Source organism: Streptomyces sp. NPDC023527 (assembly GCF_055560115.1).
In genome coordinates this window covers 261,307-275,937 of the sequence record NZ_JBVHJJ010000004.1, presented here as the reverse complement: position 1 = coordinate 275,937, position 14,631 = coordinate 261,307, and the positions used below count along the sequence as shown (strand labels likewise).

The following is a 14,631-nucleotide window of genomic DNA, read 5'->3' as shown; positions in this document are numbered from 1 at the left end:
TCACCTTCCAGTGTGCCCAGTGCCCCGGACCAGCGGGTCGATCCGGTACCGCGGGGTTACTTCAGTCCGGTGTACAGCGGGTGCTTGTCCGCCAGGGCGGTGACGCGGCCGCGCAGGGCGTCCACGTCGTACGTCGGCTTCAGCGTCTCGGCGATGATGTCCGCGACCTCGCGGAAGTCCTCGGCCTGGAAGCCCCGGGTGGCCAGCGCCGGCGTGCCGATCCGCAGACCCGAGGTGACCATCGGGGGCCGCGGGTCGTTCGGGATGGCGTTGCGGTTGACCGTGATGCCGACCTCGTGGAGGCGGTCCTCGGCCTGCTGACCGTCCAGCTCGGAGTTGCGCAGGTCGACCAGGACCAGGTGCACGTCCGTGCCGCCGGAGAGGACGGAGACGCCCACCTCGGCCACGTCCGGCTGGACCAGCCGCTCCGCGAGGAGCTTGGCGCCCTCCAGCGTACGCTGCTGGCGCTCCTTGAACTCCTCGCTCGCCGCGACCTTGAAGGAAACGGCCTTCGCGGCGATCACGTGCTCCAGCGGACCACCCTGCTGACCGGGGAAGACAGCGGAGTTGATCTTCTTGGCGAGCTCCGCCGTGGAGAGGATCACACCGCCGCGCGGGCCGCCCAGCGTCTTGTGCGTGGTGGTGGTGACGACGTGCGCGTGCGGCACCGGGTTCGGGTGCAGACCCGCGGCGACCAGGCCCGCGAAGTGGGCCATGTCGACCATCAGGTACGCGCCGACCTCGTCCGCGATCCGGCGGAAGGCGGCGAAGTCCAGCTGGCGCGGGTACGCCGACCAGCCGGCGATGATCAGCTTCGGGCGGTGCTCCTTGGCGAGGCGCTCGACCTCGTCCATGTCGACCACGTTGGTCTGCTCGTCGACGTGGTACGCGACCACGTTGTAGAGCTTCCCGGAGAAGTTGATCTTCATGCCGTGGGTCAGGTGACCGCCGTGGGCGAGGTTCAGGCCCAGGATGGTGTCGCCGGGCTTGATCAGCGCGAACATCGCGGCGGCGTTGGCCTGCGCACCGGAGTGCGGCTGGACGTTCGCGGCCTCGGCGCCGAAGAGCGCCTTGATCCGGTCGATGGCGATCTGCTCGACGACATCGACGTGCTCGCAGCCACCGTAGTAGCGGCGGCCCGGGTAGCCCTCGGCGTACTTGTTGGTGAGGACCGAGCCCTGGGCCTCCATGACGGCGACCGGAGCGAAGTTCTCCGAGGCGATCATCTCGAGGGTGGACTGCTGGCGGTGGAGTTCGGCGTCGACAGCGGCGGCGACGTCGGGGTCGAGCTCATGGAGGGAGCTGTTCAGAAGCGACATGAGTTCTTCCTGGACTTCCTGGGCGGAGGCGGAGGGGCGGGATCAGCCGGCGAAGGCGGTGTACTCGTCGGCGGACATCAGGTCCTCCGGCTCGTCCGTGATCTTCACCTTGAACAGCCAGCCGCCCTCGAAGGGGGCGGAGTTCACCAGCGAGGGGTCGTCCACGACGTCCTGGTTGGCCTCGACGACCTCGCCCGTGACCGGGGCGTAGAGGTCGCTGACCGACTTGGTCGACTCCAGCTCACCACAGGTCTCGCCCGCGGTGACGGTGTCGCCGACGGCCGGGAGCTGGGCGTAGACGACATCCCCGAGCGCGTTGGCCGCGAACTCGGTGATGCCGACCGTCGCCACGCCGTTCTCGACGGCCGACAGCCACTCGTGCTCCTTGCTGAAGCGCAGCTGCTGGGGGTTGCTCATGGCTAGATTCTCCTGTACGCGCGTGGATGCTTGTGCAACGGGTCTTGACAGGTGGGATGAGGGGGTCTCAGCGCTCGCGCTTGTAGAAGGGCAGCGCGACGACCTCGTACGACTCATGGCTACCGCGAATGTCCACCGCCACACCCTCTGTGCCGGGCGCGGCGTGCTCGGCGTCGACGTACGCGATGGCGATCGGCTTGCCGAGCGTGGGGGAGGGGGCGCCGGAGGTGACCTCGCCCACGACCCGGCCGTCGGCGACGACGGGGTAGCCGGCGCGGGGCACCCGGCGGCCGGTCGCGATCAGACCGACCAGCTTGCGCGGCGGGTTCGTCGCGGCGCGCTCGGCGGCGGCCTCCAGCGCCGCCCGGCCCACGAAGTCGCCCGGCTTGTCGAACTTCACGACCCGGCCCAGGCCCGCGTCGAACGGGGTGGTCGCGGTGGTCAGCTCGTGCCCGTACAGCGGCATGCCCGCCTCCAGGCGCAGCGTGTCGCGGCAGGAGAGCCCGCAGGGCACGAGGCCGGCCTCGGTGCCCGCGTCGGTCAGCGCCCGCCACAGCTTCTCGGCGTCGGCCGGCGCGACGAACAGCTCGAAGCCGTCCTCGCCGGTGTAGCCGGTGCGGGCGATGAGCGCGGGCACACCCGCGACCGTGCCCGGCAGGCCCGCGTAGTACTTCAGACCGTCGAGGTCGGCGTCCGTGAGGGACTTCAGGATGGCCGGGGACTCCGGGCCCTGGATGGCGAGCAGCGCGTAGTTCTCGCGGTCGTCGCGGACGTCCGTCTCGAAGCCGGCGGCGCGCTCGGTCAGGGCGTCGAGCACCACCTGGGCGTTGGAGGCGTTGGCGACGACCATGTATTCCGCGTCCGCCAGGCGGTAGACGATCAGGTCGTCGAGGATGCCGCCCTCGGCGTCGCAGATCATGGTGTAGCGGGCACGGCCGACCGCGAGCGCCGAGAGGTTGCCCACCAGGGCGTGGTCCAGGGCCGCCCCGGCCTGCGGGCCGGTGAGGGTGATCTCGCCCATGTGGGAGAGGTCGAAGAGGCCGGCGCGGGTGCGCACCGCGACGTGCTCGTCGCGCTCACTGCCGTAGCGCAGGGGCATGTCCCAGCCGGCGAAATCGGTCATCGTGGCGCCGAGCGTGCGATGCAGCGCGTCAAGGGCGGTACGGCGAGGGGCGTCGGTCATGGTGTGGGCTCCCAGGCATGGCGGTGAGGACATCCTCCCCATCTGTCATCGGAACCTGAGAGGTTCACCGGAGCCGCGACGACACGCGGGACCCCGGCTTGCACCTTGGGTGGGACCGCGCACGGCGGCCCGCTTTTCAGATCTGCCTCACCCGCGCGGTACGGGGCCTGAGAGATTCAAGGGAGGGACTTGCTCCTTCGGCGTCCAGCACGATGGCTGGAACTCTCCCGCGCGGATTCGAGCGGCCGGTATGCAGTTGGATGTGCTCTTGGCGCGCACATCATTGCACGGACCGGCGGGCGGTGGACTGCCCGCAGCCCCCCGAATTGCATTACCTTTTCTTTACATTGGTTGGGTAGGGGGCAGGGACCTGACCGGGGGAGGTCGATCACCGTGGGGACGCGGGGCACGGACGTGAGACGAGCGGAGCCCGCACCATCGGAGCCCGCGCATACGACGGGCGACGGGGCGGCGGAGACGTACGGGCACGGGCCGCCCGGCGTGCTGGACCTGCGCGGCGGCGCGGGCCGCGCCGAGCTGCGCTTTCCGGCGGGCGACCTGCTCATCGTCTCCGGGCTGCCCGGCAGCGGCAAGTCCACGCTGATCCGGCGCACGGTGCCCGCCCTCGACGGCCGCGACGGCCTCGTCTGGTGCGTCGACTCCCAGGACGCCCGTGAGCGCCTGGAGCGCCGCACACCGCACTGGCTGCCGTACGGCGTCTACCGCCCCCTCGTCCGCCTGGTCCACTACGCCGCGCTGCGCCGCGCGTTGTGCTCCGACGCCAGCGCGGTCGTGCACGACTGCGGGCAGCGCGGCTGGATCCGCCGCTGGGCGGCGCGCGGCGCCCGGCGGCGCGGCGGCGCCGTCCACCTGCTGCTGCTGGACGTGGCGCCGGGCGTCGCGCTCGCGGGGCAGCGGGCCCGCGGCCGGGGCGTCTCCGCGTACGCCTTCGGGCGGCACCGGCGGGCGATGGCGCGGCTGGCGGCCGAGGCGGCGGCCGGGCGGCTGCCGCGGGGAGCGGCGTCCGTGGTCCTCATGGACCGGGCGGCGGCGGACGCCCTGCGCGCGATCAGCTTCCGGCCGGGTCCCCGGGAGCCCTGACCGCAGGCTCCGGCCGCCGTGGCCCCTAGCCGGCCGGCTGCGCCGGCGGCTGGGCCGCGGCCGTCAGGAACGCGGGGACCTTCGCCAGGATGTCCTTGAGGTCCAGGACCGCGACCGCGGCATGGGCCGTGGCCGCCGCCACGTCCTTCCGGCCCACGTCGGCGACGAGCCTCTCGACGTCCCTGACCAGCTTGTCCAGCGCCTTCTTGAGCTCCACGACGGGGTCCGGCGCGGCTCTGCCGATCGCGGCCCTGGGTGTGGGCATGGTCTTCCTGGCCGACTGGGCCAGCTGATCGGCCGACTTCCGCAGCTGCTCCTGGAGGGACTTGAGCGTCTTCTGGTTCGGCGTCTTCGCCCGCGTCTCCTTGCCGATCCGGGAGACCAGCGTGAAGGTCTCGCCCAGCGTGCCGGCGGCGTCGAGCTGCTGCTGGACGACCGCGGCCTTGGGCCCCGGCGCCGCGCCGGGGCGGGGCTCGCCGGCGGCCGAAGCGGCGCCGGTCGCGCCCAGGACGAGGGATCCGCAGGTGGCGACGGCTATGGCGGTGGAGGTGAGCTTGTTGAGGCGCATGCTCGGTGTTTCCCTTCGTGTCGTGCGACTGCCGGACAGCTGCATCGATCACCGTGTGCGCGCCGACAGCGGTGCGCAACCCGACGCCTACGCTGCGTACCGCCTCACGCGTCCCGGGCATCCCGCCTGACCTGCGCCGTCGGCACCGATTCCGGTGGTCGGCGGGGACCTCCGGGCGTGCAGCCGTTAGGGTTCGGTTGCGGCTTTGTCGAGACGGTGGTTGGACGGCATTGGACGAGATGAACACCCCCCAGCACTACGGCCTGCCCACGGTCCCGGGCGGCGCCCCCCAGGGATGGCCCGCCAACGAGCTCGAAGGGGTGCTCGACGCCTCCCTGGGCACGCCCGGCGCCGGCCCGCGCATCGTCGAGGTGCTCGGCCGCAGCCAGGTCTGGATCCCGCTGCCCAACGGCGGCGGCCCCGACAGCCCCGACCTCGACCTGCCGACCCTGGAGCTCGACGGCGCGGCGTACGTACCGGTGTTCAGCTCCGAGGGCGAGTTCCTGCGGGTCGTCGGCGACCGGATGTCCTTCACCGTCGCGCCGGCCGTCGAGTTCGCCCGCGGCCTGCCGCCGCAGGTGGGCATCGTCGTCAACCCCGAGGGCACCGTCGGCGTGCCCCTGCCGCCCGGCGCCGTCGCCGAGCTGTGCCGGGCCGGCCGCACGGCCCTCGACGGCGACGCCACCGGCGGCCGCGTCCGCCTCTTCGAGCCCGACTGGCAGGACGAGCCCACGGCCTTCCTCGCCGCCGCCGGCCTGGAATTCACGGCCGCCCAGGTCGTCCGCACCGCCCGCCGCACCCTCGCCAGCGTCGAGGGCGGCGCCCCGGCGCTGTTCGTCGGCGTCGAGCTCGACCTGCCCGACCCCGGCAGCCGCACCGCCGTCATGGAGGCCCTCGGCCGCGCCCTCGGCACCGTGCCCGTGCCCTGGCCCGTACAGCTGGTCTTCCTCGACGTGGCGCGCGACCCGGTCGGCGACTGGATGCGCGAACGGGTCCGGCCGTTCTACGACCGTGACCTGTGACTCCTCCCATGCCCGCCGCCGCGGGCTCGTAAGCTGGTTGGATGACCGCAGGGGGTGCGTCGCCGCGCCCCGACGCGGGGACGAGACAGCCGAGAGAAGAGGCGGACCCAGGTGAGCGCGGGCGCGGAGAGCGGCGTGGAGCAGATGCTGCGCCAAGTGGCGCCCGGCCGGTACGACGCGTACGAGGCGCTGCTGCACGCCCTCGCCGAGGGCAGCGTGTGGATGCTGCTCTGGCACGGCCAGGCCGGTTCGCCCGACGCCCAGTACGGCAATATGGAGGTCGACGGCCTCGGCTACGCCCCGTGCGTGACCTCCGCGCAGGAGCTCGCCGCCAGCGGCTGGAACCGCGCCCATGAGGTGATCACGGGCCGGGCCGTCGCGAGCGCCCTCTACCCCGACCGCTGGGGCCTGTGGCTCAACCCGCACGCCCCCGGCGGCGGCGTCGGCATCCCCTGGCTCGACCTGCGGCGCATCGCCGCCGGCATGGACCGGCTGCCCGCCGGGCCGCTGCTGCTGAGCGAGCCGGCCATCGAGATCCCGCAGTTCTACGCCCTGCTGGGGCAGAACGCCCACCGCACGCCCGCGGTGCGCACGCTGCGCCGCGCCTGGGTGCAGCCCGCGCTGGGCAGCCCGTATCTGGCGATCGGACTCGACCTCTACGACACCTCCCAAGCCGCAGTGGAATCCGTGCGGTTGATGATGCAGCAGTCGATCGGCGTGGTGCCGGAGGGGCTGCCGGTGTCCACCGTGGCGATGGCCGACGAGCACGACCCGGTCGCGATGTGGATGCGCGCCAACGCCCGTCCCTTCTTCGACCGTGACGCCTATGGCGGCGCCGCGCCCGCCCCGACGGCCGGCTACGGCTACCCCCCGCAGGGCGGACCGCGGACCGGCGCGTACTGATCCGCTGACGGATCAGGACTGTCCGTATAACGGAACCTCCCTCCACACATCACGGTTGCGCATCCATTGCCGGTCAGGTCTGGCGGGTGATCGCGAAGGCGTTGAAGACTCCCGCCCACAAGGACTTCGGTCCCGGGTACGACCTGCTCCGCGTGAACTTCCCCGCACCATCGCACCATTCGCACCAGTGATGTGAACCAGCCGCTTCAGCGGCGGGCGTTGGGCCGGACAGCACCGGCCGAGAGGGGTCCACCAGACGATGACGGCACCATTGCACGACACGGGAGCGGCCGAGACCGCGGCCGTCGACGTCGCCGCCGGCGTCCCGGCGAAGGCCATCGAGGGCCGCTCACCCTGGAGCATCGCCTGGATACGGCTCAAGCGGGACAAGTTCGCGCTGGCCGGCGGGGCCGTCGTCCTGCTGCTGGTCCTGGTCGCGATCTTCGCACCGCTGATCGTGGACCTGCTGGGCCACCCGCCGAACGAGTTCCACGAGGAGGAGATCGACCCCCTCTTCTCCACCCCCAAGGGCGACTGGGGCGGCATCAACGGCGACTTCCTCCTCGGCGTCGAGCCGACCAACGGCCGCGACGTGTTCAGCCGCATCGTCTACGGAGCCCGGGTCTCGCTCCTCGTGGCGTTCCTCTCGGCCGTGGTCGCCGTCGTCCTGGGCACGCTGTTCGGCATCGTCGCCGGCTTCTTCGGCGGCTGGGTGGACGCGGTCGTCAGCCGCCTGATGGACCTGCTGCTGGCCTTCCCGCAGCTGCTGTTCATCATCGCGCTGGTCTCGGTGGTCCCCGACTCCCTGTGGGGGCTGACCGGTTCGGGCGTGCGCATGGGGGTGCTGATCGCGGTGATCGGCTTCTTCGGCTGGCCCTACATCGGGCGCATCGTCCGAGGTCAGACGCTGTCGCTCCGAGAACGCGAATACGTCGAGGCCGCGCGCAGCCTGGGCGCCGGCCGGGGGTACATCCTCTTCCGCGAGCTGCTGCCCAACCTGGTGGCGCCGATCACCGTGTACACCACGCTGATGATCCCCACCAATGTGCTCACCGAGGCCGCCCTGAGCTTCCTCGGTACCGGAGTCAAGCCCCCCACGGCCTCGTGGGGCGAGATGCTCTCCAGGGCCGTCGACCACTACGAAGCAGACCCGCTCTACATGATCATTCCGGGTCTCGCCATCTTCGTCACCGTCCTGGCCTTCAACCTCTTCGGCGACGGTGTACGGGACGCGCTGGACCCCAAGGGTTCGCGCTAGCGCCCGCACCGGGCCCGTTCTCAGCAAGAGCCATATATCCGACCGCCCCTGTCGATCCGTCAGGAGGCCGTTTCCGAATCCGTCGGCCCGATTCCCCGGGCGGCGTCACTCACGGAGGTCGCGACATCTTGACTACCCAAAGAACTTCGAGGCGGAGGAACGCCGCGGGGGCGGCTCTCGTGGTCGCGGCCCTGGTCTCCACCGCCGCGGCCTGTGGCGGCGGCGGGAAGAGCGACGGCGGCGGCGACGGCAAGGCCGCGGGCTTCAACGCCGGCATCGGCAAGATCGCCGCCTCCTCGGACAAGAAGGGCGGCGAGCTGAAGTTCATCGGCACCCAGGACGCCGACTCCTGGGACCCGCAGCGCGGTTACTACGGATTCATGTGGGACTTCGCCCGCTACTACTCCCGCACCCTGGTCACCCCGAAGCCGGCCCCGGGTCCGCAGAGCTCCGAGGTCGTGCCGGACATGGCCACCGACACCGGCAAGATCTCGGACGACAAGAAGACCTATACCTTCACCCTGCGCGAGGGCCTGACGTGGGAGGACGGCCAGCCCGTCACCGCCCAGCACATCAAGTACGGCATCGAGCGCACCTGGGCGACCGACAAGATCTCCGGCGGCCCGACCTGGCTGATGCAGACCCTGGACCCGGAGAAGGAGTACAAGGGTCCGTACAAGGACGAGAGCAAGGACAAGCTGGGCCTGAAGGCGATCGAGACGCCGGACGAGAAGACCATCGTCTTCAAACTCCCCAAGCCCAACGGCGACTTCCTGCGCATGCTGGCGCTGCCCGCCGCCTCCCCGGTCCGCCCGGACAAGGACACCGCGGAGCGCTACGCCCTCAAACCCTTCTCCAACGGGCCGTACAAATTCGTCTCGTACCGCCCGAACAAGGGCCTGGAACTGGTCCGCAACGACAAGTGGAACAAGGCGTCCGACCCGGTCCGCAAGGCCCTGCCGGACAAGATCTCGGTCACGCTGATCACCAGCGCCGACGACATGGACAACCGGCTGCTCTCGGGCAACTACGACGTCGACCTCAACGCCACGGGCATGGGCTCGGCCGGCCGCCAGAAGGCGCTGAAGTCCCACAAGGACAACGTCGACAACCCGCAGACCGGCTTCATCCGCTACGCCGCCTTCCCCAAGACCGTCGCGCCCTTCGACAACGAGCACTGCCGCAAGGCGGTCATCTACGGCGCCGACCACAAGTCGCTCCAGACCGCGCGCGGCGGCGCCCAGGCGGGCGGCGACATCGGCACCAGCATGCTGCCGCCGGCCGTCAAGGGCTACGACGCGGGCTACGACCCCTACGAGCTCAAGCAGGGCGCGCCCAACCCGGCGAAGGCCAAGGAGGAGCTGAAGGCCTGCGGCAAGCCGGAGGGCTTCAAGACCACCATCGCGGTCCGCAACAACAAGCCCGCCGAGGTCGCCACCGCCGAGTCGCTCCAGGCGTCCCTGAAGGCCATCGGCATCGAGGCGCAGATCGACAAGTACGACGGCGCCCAGTCCACCGGCATCATCGGCTCGCCGAAGAACGTCAAGTCCAAGAACTACGGAATCATCATCATGGGCTGGGGCGCCGACTTCCCCAGCGGTCAGGGCTACCTCCAGCCGATCGCGGACGGCCGCTTCATCCAGCAGAGCGGCAACCAGAACTACCCCGAGCTCGACGACCCCGAGGTCAACAAGCTCTTCGACCAGGGCATCGCGGAGACCGACGTCGAGAAGGCCGGGAAGTTCTACCAGGAGGCCAACAAGAAGGTCATGGAGGGCGCCTGGTATCTGCCCTTCACCTACGAGAAGAACATCATCTGGCGCAGCTCCCGGCTGACCAACGTCTACACGGCCGACGCCTGGAACGGCCGTTACGACTACTCCTCGCTCGGCGTCGTCAAGTGACCGTCCGTCCGCTCCGCCGGCGCGCCCGCCGCTAGGCCCGAAGGGCAGGTGATGGCCGTGCGCGGCGGCCGGGGAGCCCTCCGCGAGGGGGTGCTCCCCGGCCGCCGCCGGGCCGACCGCTGTGTTCGCTTATATCGTCAGGCGACTGTTCGCCGTCATCGTGATGCTGCTCGTGGTCATCCTCGTGACCTTCGGCATCTTCTTCGCGATTCCGAAGTTCACCGGAACCGACCCCGCTCTGATGTACGTCGGCAAGCAAGCGGACCCGGCGGCCATCGAGGGCATCCGGGAGAAGCTGGGGCTCGGCAAGCCCATCCTCGAACAGTTCTGGGACTTCGTCTCCGGACTCTTCGCCGGCCGTGACTACACCGGTGGCGGGCAGACCATCAACTGCCCCGCCCCCTGCTTCGGTTACTCCTTCCGCCACGACATGCCGATCTGGCCCGAGCTCAAGAGCCGGCTGCCCGTCACCCTGACCCTCGCGGCGGGTGCCTGCCTCCTGTGGGTGACCGGCGGCGTCCTGACCGGTGTCGTCTCCGCCCTCAAGCGCGGCACGCTGTGGGACCGCACCGCGATGACCATCGCGCTCAGCGGTGTCTCGCTGCCGATCTACTTCACCGCGCTGCTCTCCCTCGCGGTCTTCAAGTACAAGCTCGGCTGGGTGGGCGGCGAGTACGTCTCCTTCGGGGACGACCCGGCCGGCTGGTTCGGCGGACTGATCCTGCCCTGGGTCACCCTCGCCTTCCTGTACGCGGCGATGTACGCGCGACTGACCCGGGCCACCATGCTGGAGGTCCTCGGCGAGGACTACATCCGCACCGCCCGCGCCAAGGGGCTGCGCGAGCCCGTGGTCATCGGCAAGCACGCGATGCGCTCCACCATGACCCCGATCCTCACCGTCCTGGGCATGGACCTCGGGGCGCTGGTCGGCGGCGCGATCCTCACCGAGACGGCGTTCAGCCTGCCCGGCCTCGGCGCGGCGGCGGTCTCGGCGATCAACGAGCGCGACCTGCCGATGATCCTGGGGGTCACGCTGATCACGGCGTCCGCCGTCGTCTTCGCCAACCTCGTGGTGGACCTGCTGTACGCCGTGATCGACCCCCGAGTGAGGCTCTCATGACGACCGTGCCCAGCCCGGGGAACACCCCCGGCACGCCCGCCGACAAGGGCGCCGTCGGCGAGCCCGTGGCGGCGGCCCCCGCGTCCGGCACCGCCTATCTCGACGTGCGGGACCTGCGGATCCACTTCCCCACCGACGACGGCCTGGTCAAGTCCGTCGACGGGCTCTCCTTCCAGCTGGAGAAGGGCAGGACCCTCGGCATCGTCGGCGAGTCCGGCTCCGGCAAGTCGGTCACCTCGCTCGGCATCATGGGCCTGCACACCGTCGGCCAGTACGGGCGCGGCAAGGCCCGGATCTCCGGGGAGATCTGGCTGGACGGCAAGGAGCTGATGACCGCCGACCCCGACGAGGTGCGGCGGCTGCGCGGCCGCGAGATGGCGATGATCTTCCAGGACCCGCTGTCGGCCATGCACCCCTACTTCACGATCGGCCACCAGATCGTCGAGGCGTACCGCGTCCACAACGACGTGGACAAGAAGACCGCCCGCAAGCGCGCCGTCGAGCTCCTGGACCGCGTCGGCATCCCGCAGCCGGACCGCCGGGTCGACGACTACCCCCACCAGTTCTCCGGCGGGATGCGCCAGCGCGCGATGATCGCGATGGCGCTGGTCAACAACCCCGACCTGCTCATCGCCGACGAGCCGACGACCGCGCTGGACGTGACCGTACAGGCGCAGATCCTCGACCTGATCCGCGATCTGCAGAAGGAGTTCGGCTCCGCGGTCATCGTCATCACCCACGACCTGGGGGTCGTCGCCGAGCTCGCCGACGACATCCTGGTGATGTACGGCGGCCGCTGTGTGGAGCGCGGCCCGGCGGAGAAGGTCTTCTACGAGCCCCAGCACCCCTACACCTGGGGCCTGCTCGGCTCGATGCCGCGCATCGACCGCGCGCAGACCGAGCGGCTGATCCCGGTCAAGGGCTCCCCGCCCAGCCTGATCAACGTGCCGTCCGGCTGCGCCTTCAACCCGCGCTGCCCCTACGCCGACGTACCCAAGGACGGCGTCACCCGCACCGAGCGGCCCGAGCTGCGGCTCGTCTCCGGCGAGGACGGCGGCCGGCACCACTCCGCCTGCCACATGTCCCAGGAGGAGCGGACCCGGATCTGGACCGAAGAGATCGCGCCCAAGCTGTGAAGGACCATGAGATGACCATCCCCGAGCAGCAGGCGGCCGACGGGCCGAAGACCCTCCTCAAGGTCGAGGGCCTGGTCAAGCACTTCCCCATCACCAAGGGGGTGCTGCGCCGCCAGGTCGGCGCGGTACAGGCCGTGGACGGTCTCACCTTCGACGTCATCGCGGGGGAGACCCTGGGCGTGGTGGGGGAGTCCGGCTGCGGCAAGTCGACCATGGGCCGGCTGATCACGCGGCTGCTGGAGCCCACCGCGGGCCGGGTGGAGTTCGAGGGCCGGGACATCACCCACCTCGGGGTGGCGCGGATGCGGCCGATGCGCCGCGACGTACAGATGATCTTCCAGGACCCGTACTCCTCGCTGAACCCGCGGCACACGGTCGGCACGATCGTCGGCGCGCCGTTCCGGCTCCAGGGCATCACGCCCGAGGGCGGGGTGAAGAAGGAGGTCCAGCGGCTGCTGGCGCTGGTCGGCCTCAGCCCCGAGCACTACAACCGCTATCCGCACGAGTTCTCCGGCGGTCAGCGCCAGCGCATCGGCATCGCGCGGGCGCTGGCGCTCAAGCCGAAGCTGGTGGTAGCGGACGAGCCGGTCTCCGCGCTGGACGTGTCGATCCAGGCGCAGGTGGTCAACCTGCTGGACGACCTCCAGACGGAGATGGGCCTGACGTACGTGATCATCGCGCACGACCTGTCGGTGATCCGCCACGTCTCCGACCGGATCGCGGTGATGTACCTCGGCAAGCTGGTGGAGCTGACCGACCGCCAGTCCCTGTACGAGAAGCCGATGCACCCGTACACCAAGGCGCTGCTCTCGGCGGTGCCGGTGCCCGACCCGAAGCGGCGTACGAAGCGGGAGCGGATCCTGCTCAAGGGCGATGTGCCCTCGCCGATCTCACCACCGTCGGGGTGTCGCTTCCACACCCGTTGCTGGAAGGCGACGGAGGTGTGCAAGCAGCAGGAGCCGCCGCTGGTGGCGCTGGAGCCGGGGCACCAGGTGGCCTGCCACCACCCGGAGAACGCCCCGGGGTGAGCCCTGGGGCGAGCGGTGGAGCAGGCGCGTCCGGATATCCGTGCGGGACGGGTAAGAATGTCGCGTGCTCACCGATCTGTTCAGCCCCTCCGTCCAGCACTCGCTGGACCTCGCCGGGATCTTCGTCTTCGCGATCTCGGGTGCGCTGCTCGCCGTACGCAAGAATTTCGACGTCTTCGGCATGGCGGTGCTCGCCGAGGTCACGGCGCTGGGCGGCGGGCTGTTCCGGGATCTGGTCATCGGGGCGGTGCCGCCCGCGGCCTTCACCGACCTCGGCTACTTCCTGACCCCGCTGTTCGCCACGCTGATCGTCTTCTTCCTGCACCCGGAGGTGGAGCGGATCACCAAGGCCGTGGGGGTCTTCGACGCCGCCGGGCTCGGCCTGTTCTGCGTCGCGGGCACGGTCAAGGCGTACGGGCACGGGCTCGGCCTCACCTCCTCCGCCACCCTCGGGCTGGCCACGGCGGTCGGCGGCGGCGTCCTGCGCGACATACTCGCGCACGAGGTGCCCTCGCTGCTGCGCTGGGACCGCGACCTGTACGCGGTGCCCGCGATGGTCGGCGCGACGATGGCCGCGCTGCTGATCCGCTTCGACTCGCTCAACGCCACGACCAGCACGGTCCCGGTCCTGACGGCCTTCGTGCTGCGGCTGCTGGCGATGCGGTTCCACTGGCGGGCGCCGCGCGCCTGGCACCGGCGGAGCGCGGCGGCCGAGGAGGTGTGAACGGGCACGAGGGGGTTCCGGTTGAACCTTCACGTAGACCCTACCCATCAGTAACCTTCCGGTGTAGCGTCGGATCATGGCACAGGCAACCATCGGTAACAGTGAGTTCGACCGGGACACCGCCGTCCGGCCGCGGCCCGACGCGGAGCGCGACGGCGCCGCCGTCCACGACGCGGACGTCTCCGAGGGATGGACCATCCTCGGCGCCGCCAACGGCGGCTACCTCCTCGCCATGGTGGGCCGCGCCCTCGGCGCCGCCCTGCCGCACCCGGACCCCTTCACCGTCACCGCCCACTACCTGTCCACCTCCCGGCCCGGCCCCGCCGTCGTCCGCACCCAGCTGGTCCGCACCGGCCGCCGGCTCTCCACCGGCCAGGCGAGCCTCCTGCAGTTCGCGGAGGACGGCACCGAGGTCGAGCGGATCCGCGTCCTCGCCACCTACGGCGAACTGGACGGGCTCAGCGACGACACCCGCACCACGGCCAAGCCGCCGGCCATGCCCCCGCACGAGCACTGCCTCGGCCGCGAGGGCGTCCCGGACCACATGGTCAGCGAGCTCACCCGCCGCGTCGACATCCGCCTCGACCCGGACACGGCGAACTGGCTCTCCGGCCGGCCGAGCGGCAAGGGCGAGACGCGTGGCTGGTTCGGCCTCGCGGACGGCCGCCCCCACGACCCGCTCTCCCTGCTCCTGGCCGTCGACGCACTGCCGCCCACCACCTTCGAGATGGGCATGACCGGCTGGGTCCCCACCGTCGAACTCACCGCCCACATCCGCCGCCGCCCGGCCCCCGGGCCGCTGCGCGTCGCCATGACCACGCGCAACCTCGCCGGCGGCTTCCTGGAGGAGGACGCGGAGGTCTGGGACAGCGAGGACCGCCTCGTCGCCCAGTCCCGCCAGCTCGCGGTGGCGCCGCGCGGCTAGCCGGTGTCCGGCGGGTCCTTGGC

14 protein-coding genes and 1 riboswitch are annotated in these 14,631 nt (G+C 70.9%); of the genes, 10 read left to right on the top strand and 4 right to left on the bottom strand.

The features are described from left to right. Positions 1-56: 56 nt before the first annotated feature. The 3 genes from glyA to gcvT form a co-directional block, all read right to left on the bottom strand. Positions 57-1,319, bottom strand: a complete 1,263-nt coding sequence (gene glyA / locus ACZ303_RS10395; RefSeq protein WP_467337144.1) for a serine hydroxymethyltransferase — start codon at positions 1,317-1,319, stop codon at positions 57-59. A gap of 42 nt (positions 1,320-1,361) precedes the next feature. Then, a complete protein-coding gene (gene gcvH, locus ACZ303_RS10390; RefSeq protein ID WP_467337142.1) occupies positions 1,362-1,736 on the bottom strand; it encodes a glycine cleavage system protein GcvH in 375 nt (124 codons plus the stop codon). A gap of 67 nt (positions 1,737-1,803) precedes the next feature. Next, a complete protein-coding gene (gcvT, locus tag ACZ303_RS10385; RefSeq protein ID WP_467337140.1) occupies positions 1,804-2,919 on the bottom strand; it encodes a glycine cleavage system aminomethyltransferase GcvT in 1,116 nt (371 codons plus the stop codon). A gap of 146 nt (positions 2,920-3,065) precedes the next feature. Next, a riboswitch (glycine riboswitch) is annotated at positions 3,066-3,159 on the bottom strand. Positions 3,160-3,333: 174 nt separating this feature from the next. Between gcvT and ACZ303_RS10380 the strand changes: the two genes are divergently transcribed. Beyond that, complete coding sequence (locus ACZ303_RS10380; RefSeq protein WP_467337138.1) at positions 3,334-4,020, top strand: AAA family ATPase; 687 nt, start codon at positions 3,334-3,336, stop codon at positions 4,018-4,020. A 25-nt stretch (positions 4,021-4,045) separates the two neighbouring features. Here the strand turns inward: ACZ303_RS10380 and ACZ303_RS10375 are convergent, their stop codons facing one another. Then, positions 4,046-4,588 (bottom strand): hypothetical protein, encoded by a 543-nt coding sequence (locus tag ACZ303_RS10375; protein WP_467337136.1) that lies wholly within the window; start codon positions 4,586-4,588, stop codon positions 4,046-4,048. A 239-nt stretch (positions 4,589-4,827) separates the two neighbouring features. Between ACZ303_RS10375 and ACZ303_RS10370 the strand changes: the two genes are divergently transcribed. From ACZ303_RS10370 to ACZ303_RS10330, 9 genes are all read left to right on the top strand, one after another. Further along, positions 4,828-5,610, top strand: a complete 783-nt coding sequence (locus ACZ303_RS10370) for an enhanced serine sensitivity protein SseB (protein ID WP_467337134.1) — start codon at positions 4,828-4,830, stop codon at positions 5,608-5,610. Between the two features lie 144 nt (positions 5,611-5,754). Next, positions 5,755-6,513, top strand: coding sequence for an enhanced serine sensitivity protein SseB C-terminal domain-containing protein (locus ACZ303_RS10365; RefSeq protein ID WP_467337462.1), 759 nt, complete (start codon positions 5,755-5,757; stop codon positions 6,511-6,513). Between the two features lie 259 nt (positions 6,514-6,772). Beyond that, positions 6,773-7,771 (top strand): ABC transporter permease, encoded by a 999-nt coding sequence (locus ACZ303_RS10360; RefSeq protein WP_467337132.1) that lies wholly within the window; start codon positions 6,773-6,775, stop codon positions 7,769-7,771. A 128-nt stretch (positions 7,772-7,899) separates the two neighbouring features. After that, the gene (locus ACZ303_RS10355) at positions 7,900-9,675 is read left to right on the top strand and encodes an ABC transporter substrate-binding protein (RefSeq protein WP_467337130.1); all 1,776 of its coding nucleotides are present in this window, start codon (positions 7,900-7,902) and stop codon (positions 9,673-9,675) included. A 121-nt stretch (positions 9,676-9,796) separates the two neighbouring features. Then, a complete protein-coding gene (locus ACZ303_RS10350) occupies positions 9,797-10,795 on the top strand; it encodes an ABC transporter permease (RefSeq protein WP_467337129.1) in 999 nt (332 codons plus the stop codon). Continuing rightward, positions 10,792-11,931, top strand: coding sequence for an ABC transporter ATP-binding protein (locus ACZ303_RS10345; RefSeq protein WP_467337127.1), 1,140 nt, complete (start codon positions 10,792-10,794; stop codon positions 11,929-11,931). Before ACZ303_RS10350 ends, ACZ303_RS10345 begins: the two co-directional genes overlap by 4 nt. Positions 11,932-11,942: 11 nt before the next feature. Beyond that, positions 11,943-12,959, top strand: a complete 1,017-nt coding sequence (locus ACZ303_RS10340; protein ID WP_467337125.1) for an ABC transporter ATP-binding protein — start codon at positions 11,943-11,945, stop codon at positions 12,957-12,959. A gap of 64 nt (positions 12,960-13,023) precedes the next feature. Beyond that, the gene (locus ACZ303_RS10335) at positions 13,024-13,683 is read left to right on the top strand and encodes a trimeric intracellular cation channel family protein (protein ID WP_467337122.1); all 660 of its coding nucleotides are present in this window, start codon (positions 13,024-13,026) and stop codon (positions 13,681-13,683) included. 76 nt (positions 13,684-13,759) lie between these two features. Beyond that, positions 13,760-14,608 carry a thioesterase family protein gene (locus ACZ303_RS10330; protein ID WP_467337120.1) on the top strand — a complete coding sequence of 283 codons (849 nt, stop codon included), beginning with the start codon at positions 13,760-13,762 and terminating at the stop codon, positions 14,606-14,608. The last annotated feature ends 23 nt before the right edge of the window (positions 14,609-14,631 follow it).

Coding starts and splice junctions, on each gene's coding strand:
- glyA (WP_467337144.1), bottom strand. CDS start 1,319: ATGTCGCTTCTGAACAGCTCCCTCCATGAGCTCGACCCCGACGTCGCC.
- gcvH (WP_467337142.1), bottom strand. CDS start 1,736: ATGAGCAACCCCCAGCAGCTGCGCTTCAGCAAGGAGCACGAGTGGCTG.
- gcvT (WP_467337140.1), bottom strand. CDS start 2,919: ATGACCGACGCCCCTCGCCGTACCGCCCTTGACGCGCTGCATCGCACG.
- ACZ303_RS10375 (WP_467337136.1), bottom strand. CDS start 4,588: ATGCGCCTCAACAAGCTCACCTCCACCGCCATAGCCGTCGCCACCTGC.
- ACZ303_RS10370 (WP_467337134.1), top strand. CDS start 4,828: ATGAACACCCCCCAGCACTACGGCCTGCCCACGGTCCCGGGCGGCGCC.
- ACZ303_RS10365 (WP_467337462.1), top strand. CDS start 5,755: ATGCTGCGCCAAGTGGCGCCCGGCCGGTACGACGCGTACGAGGCGCTG.
- ACZ303_RS10360 (WP_467337132.1), top strand. CDS start 6,773: ATGACGGCACCATTGCACGACACGGGAGCGGCCGAGACCGCGGCCGTC.
- ACZ303_RS10345 (WP_467337127.1), top strand. CDS start 10,792: ATGACGACCGTGCCCAGCCCGGGGAACACCCCCGGCACGCCCGCCGAC.
- ACZ303_RS10340 (WP_467337125.1), top strand. CDS start 11,943: ATGACCATCCCCGAGCAGCAGGCGGCCGACGGGCCGAAGACCCTCCTC.
- ACZ303_RS10330 (WP_467337120.1), top strand. CDS start 13,760: ATGGCACAGGCAACCATCGGTAACAGTGAGTTCGACCGGGACACCGCC.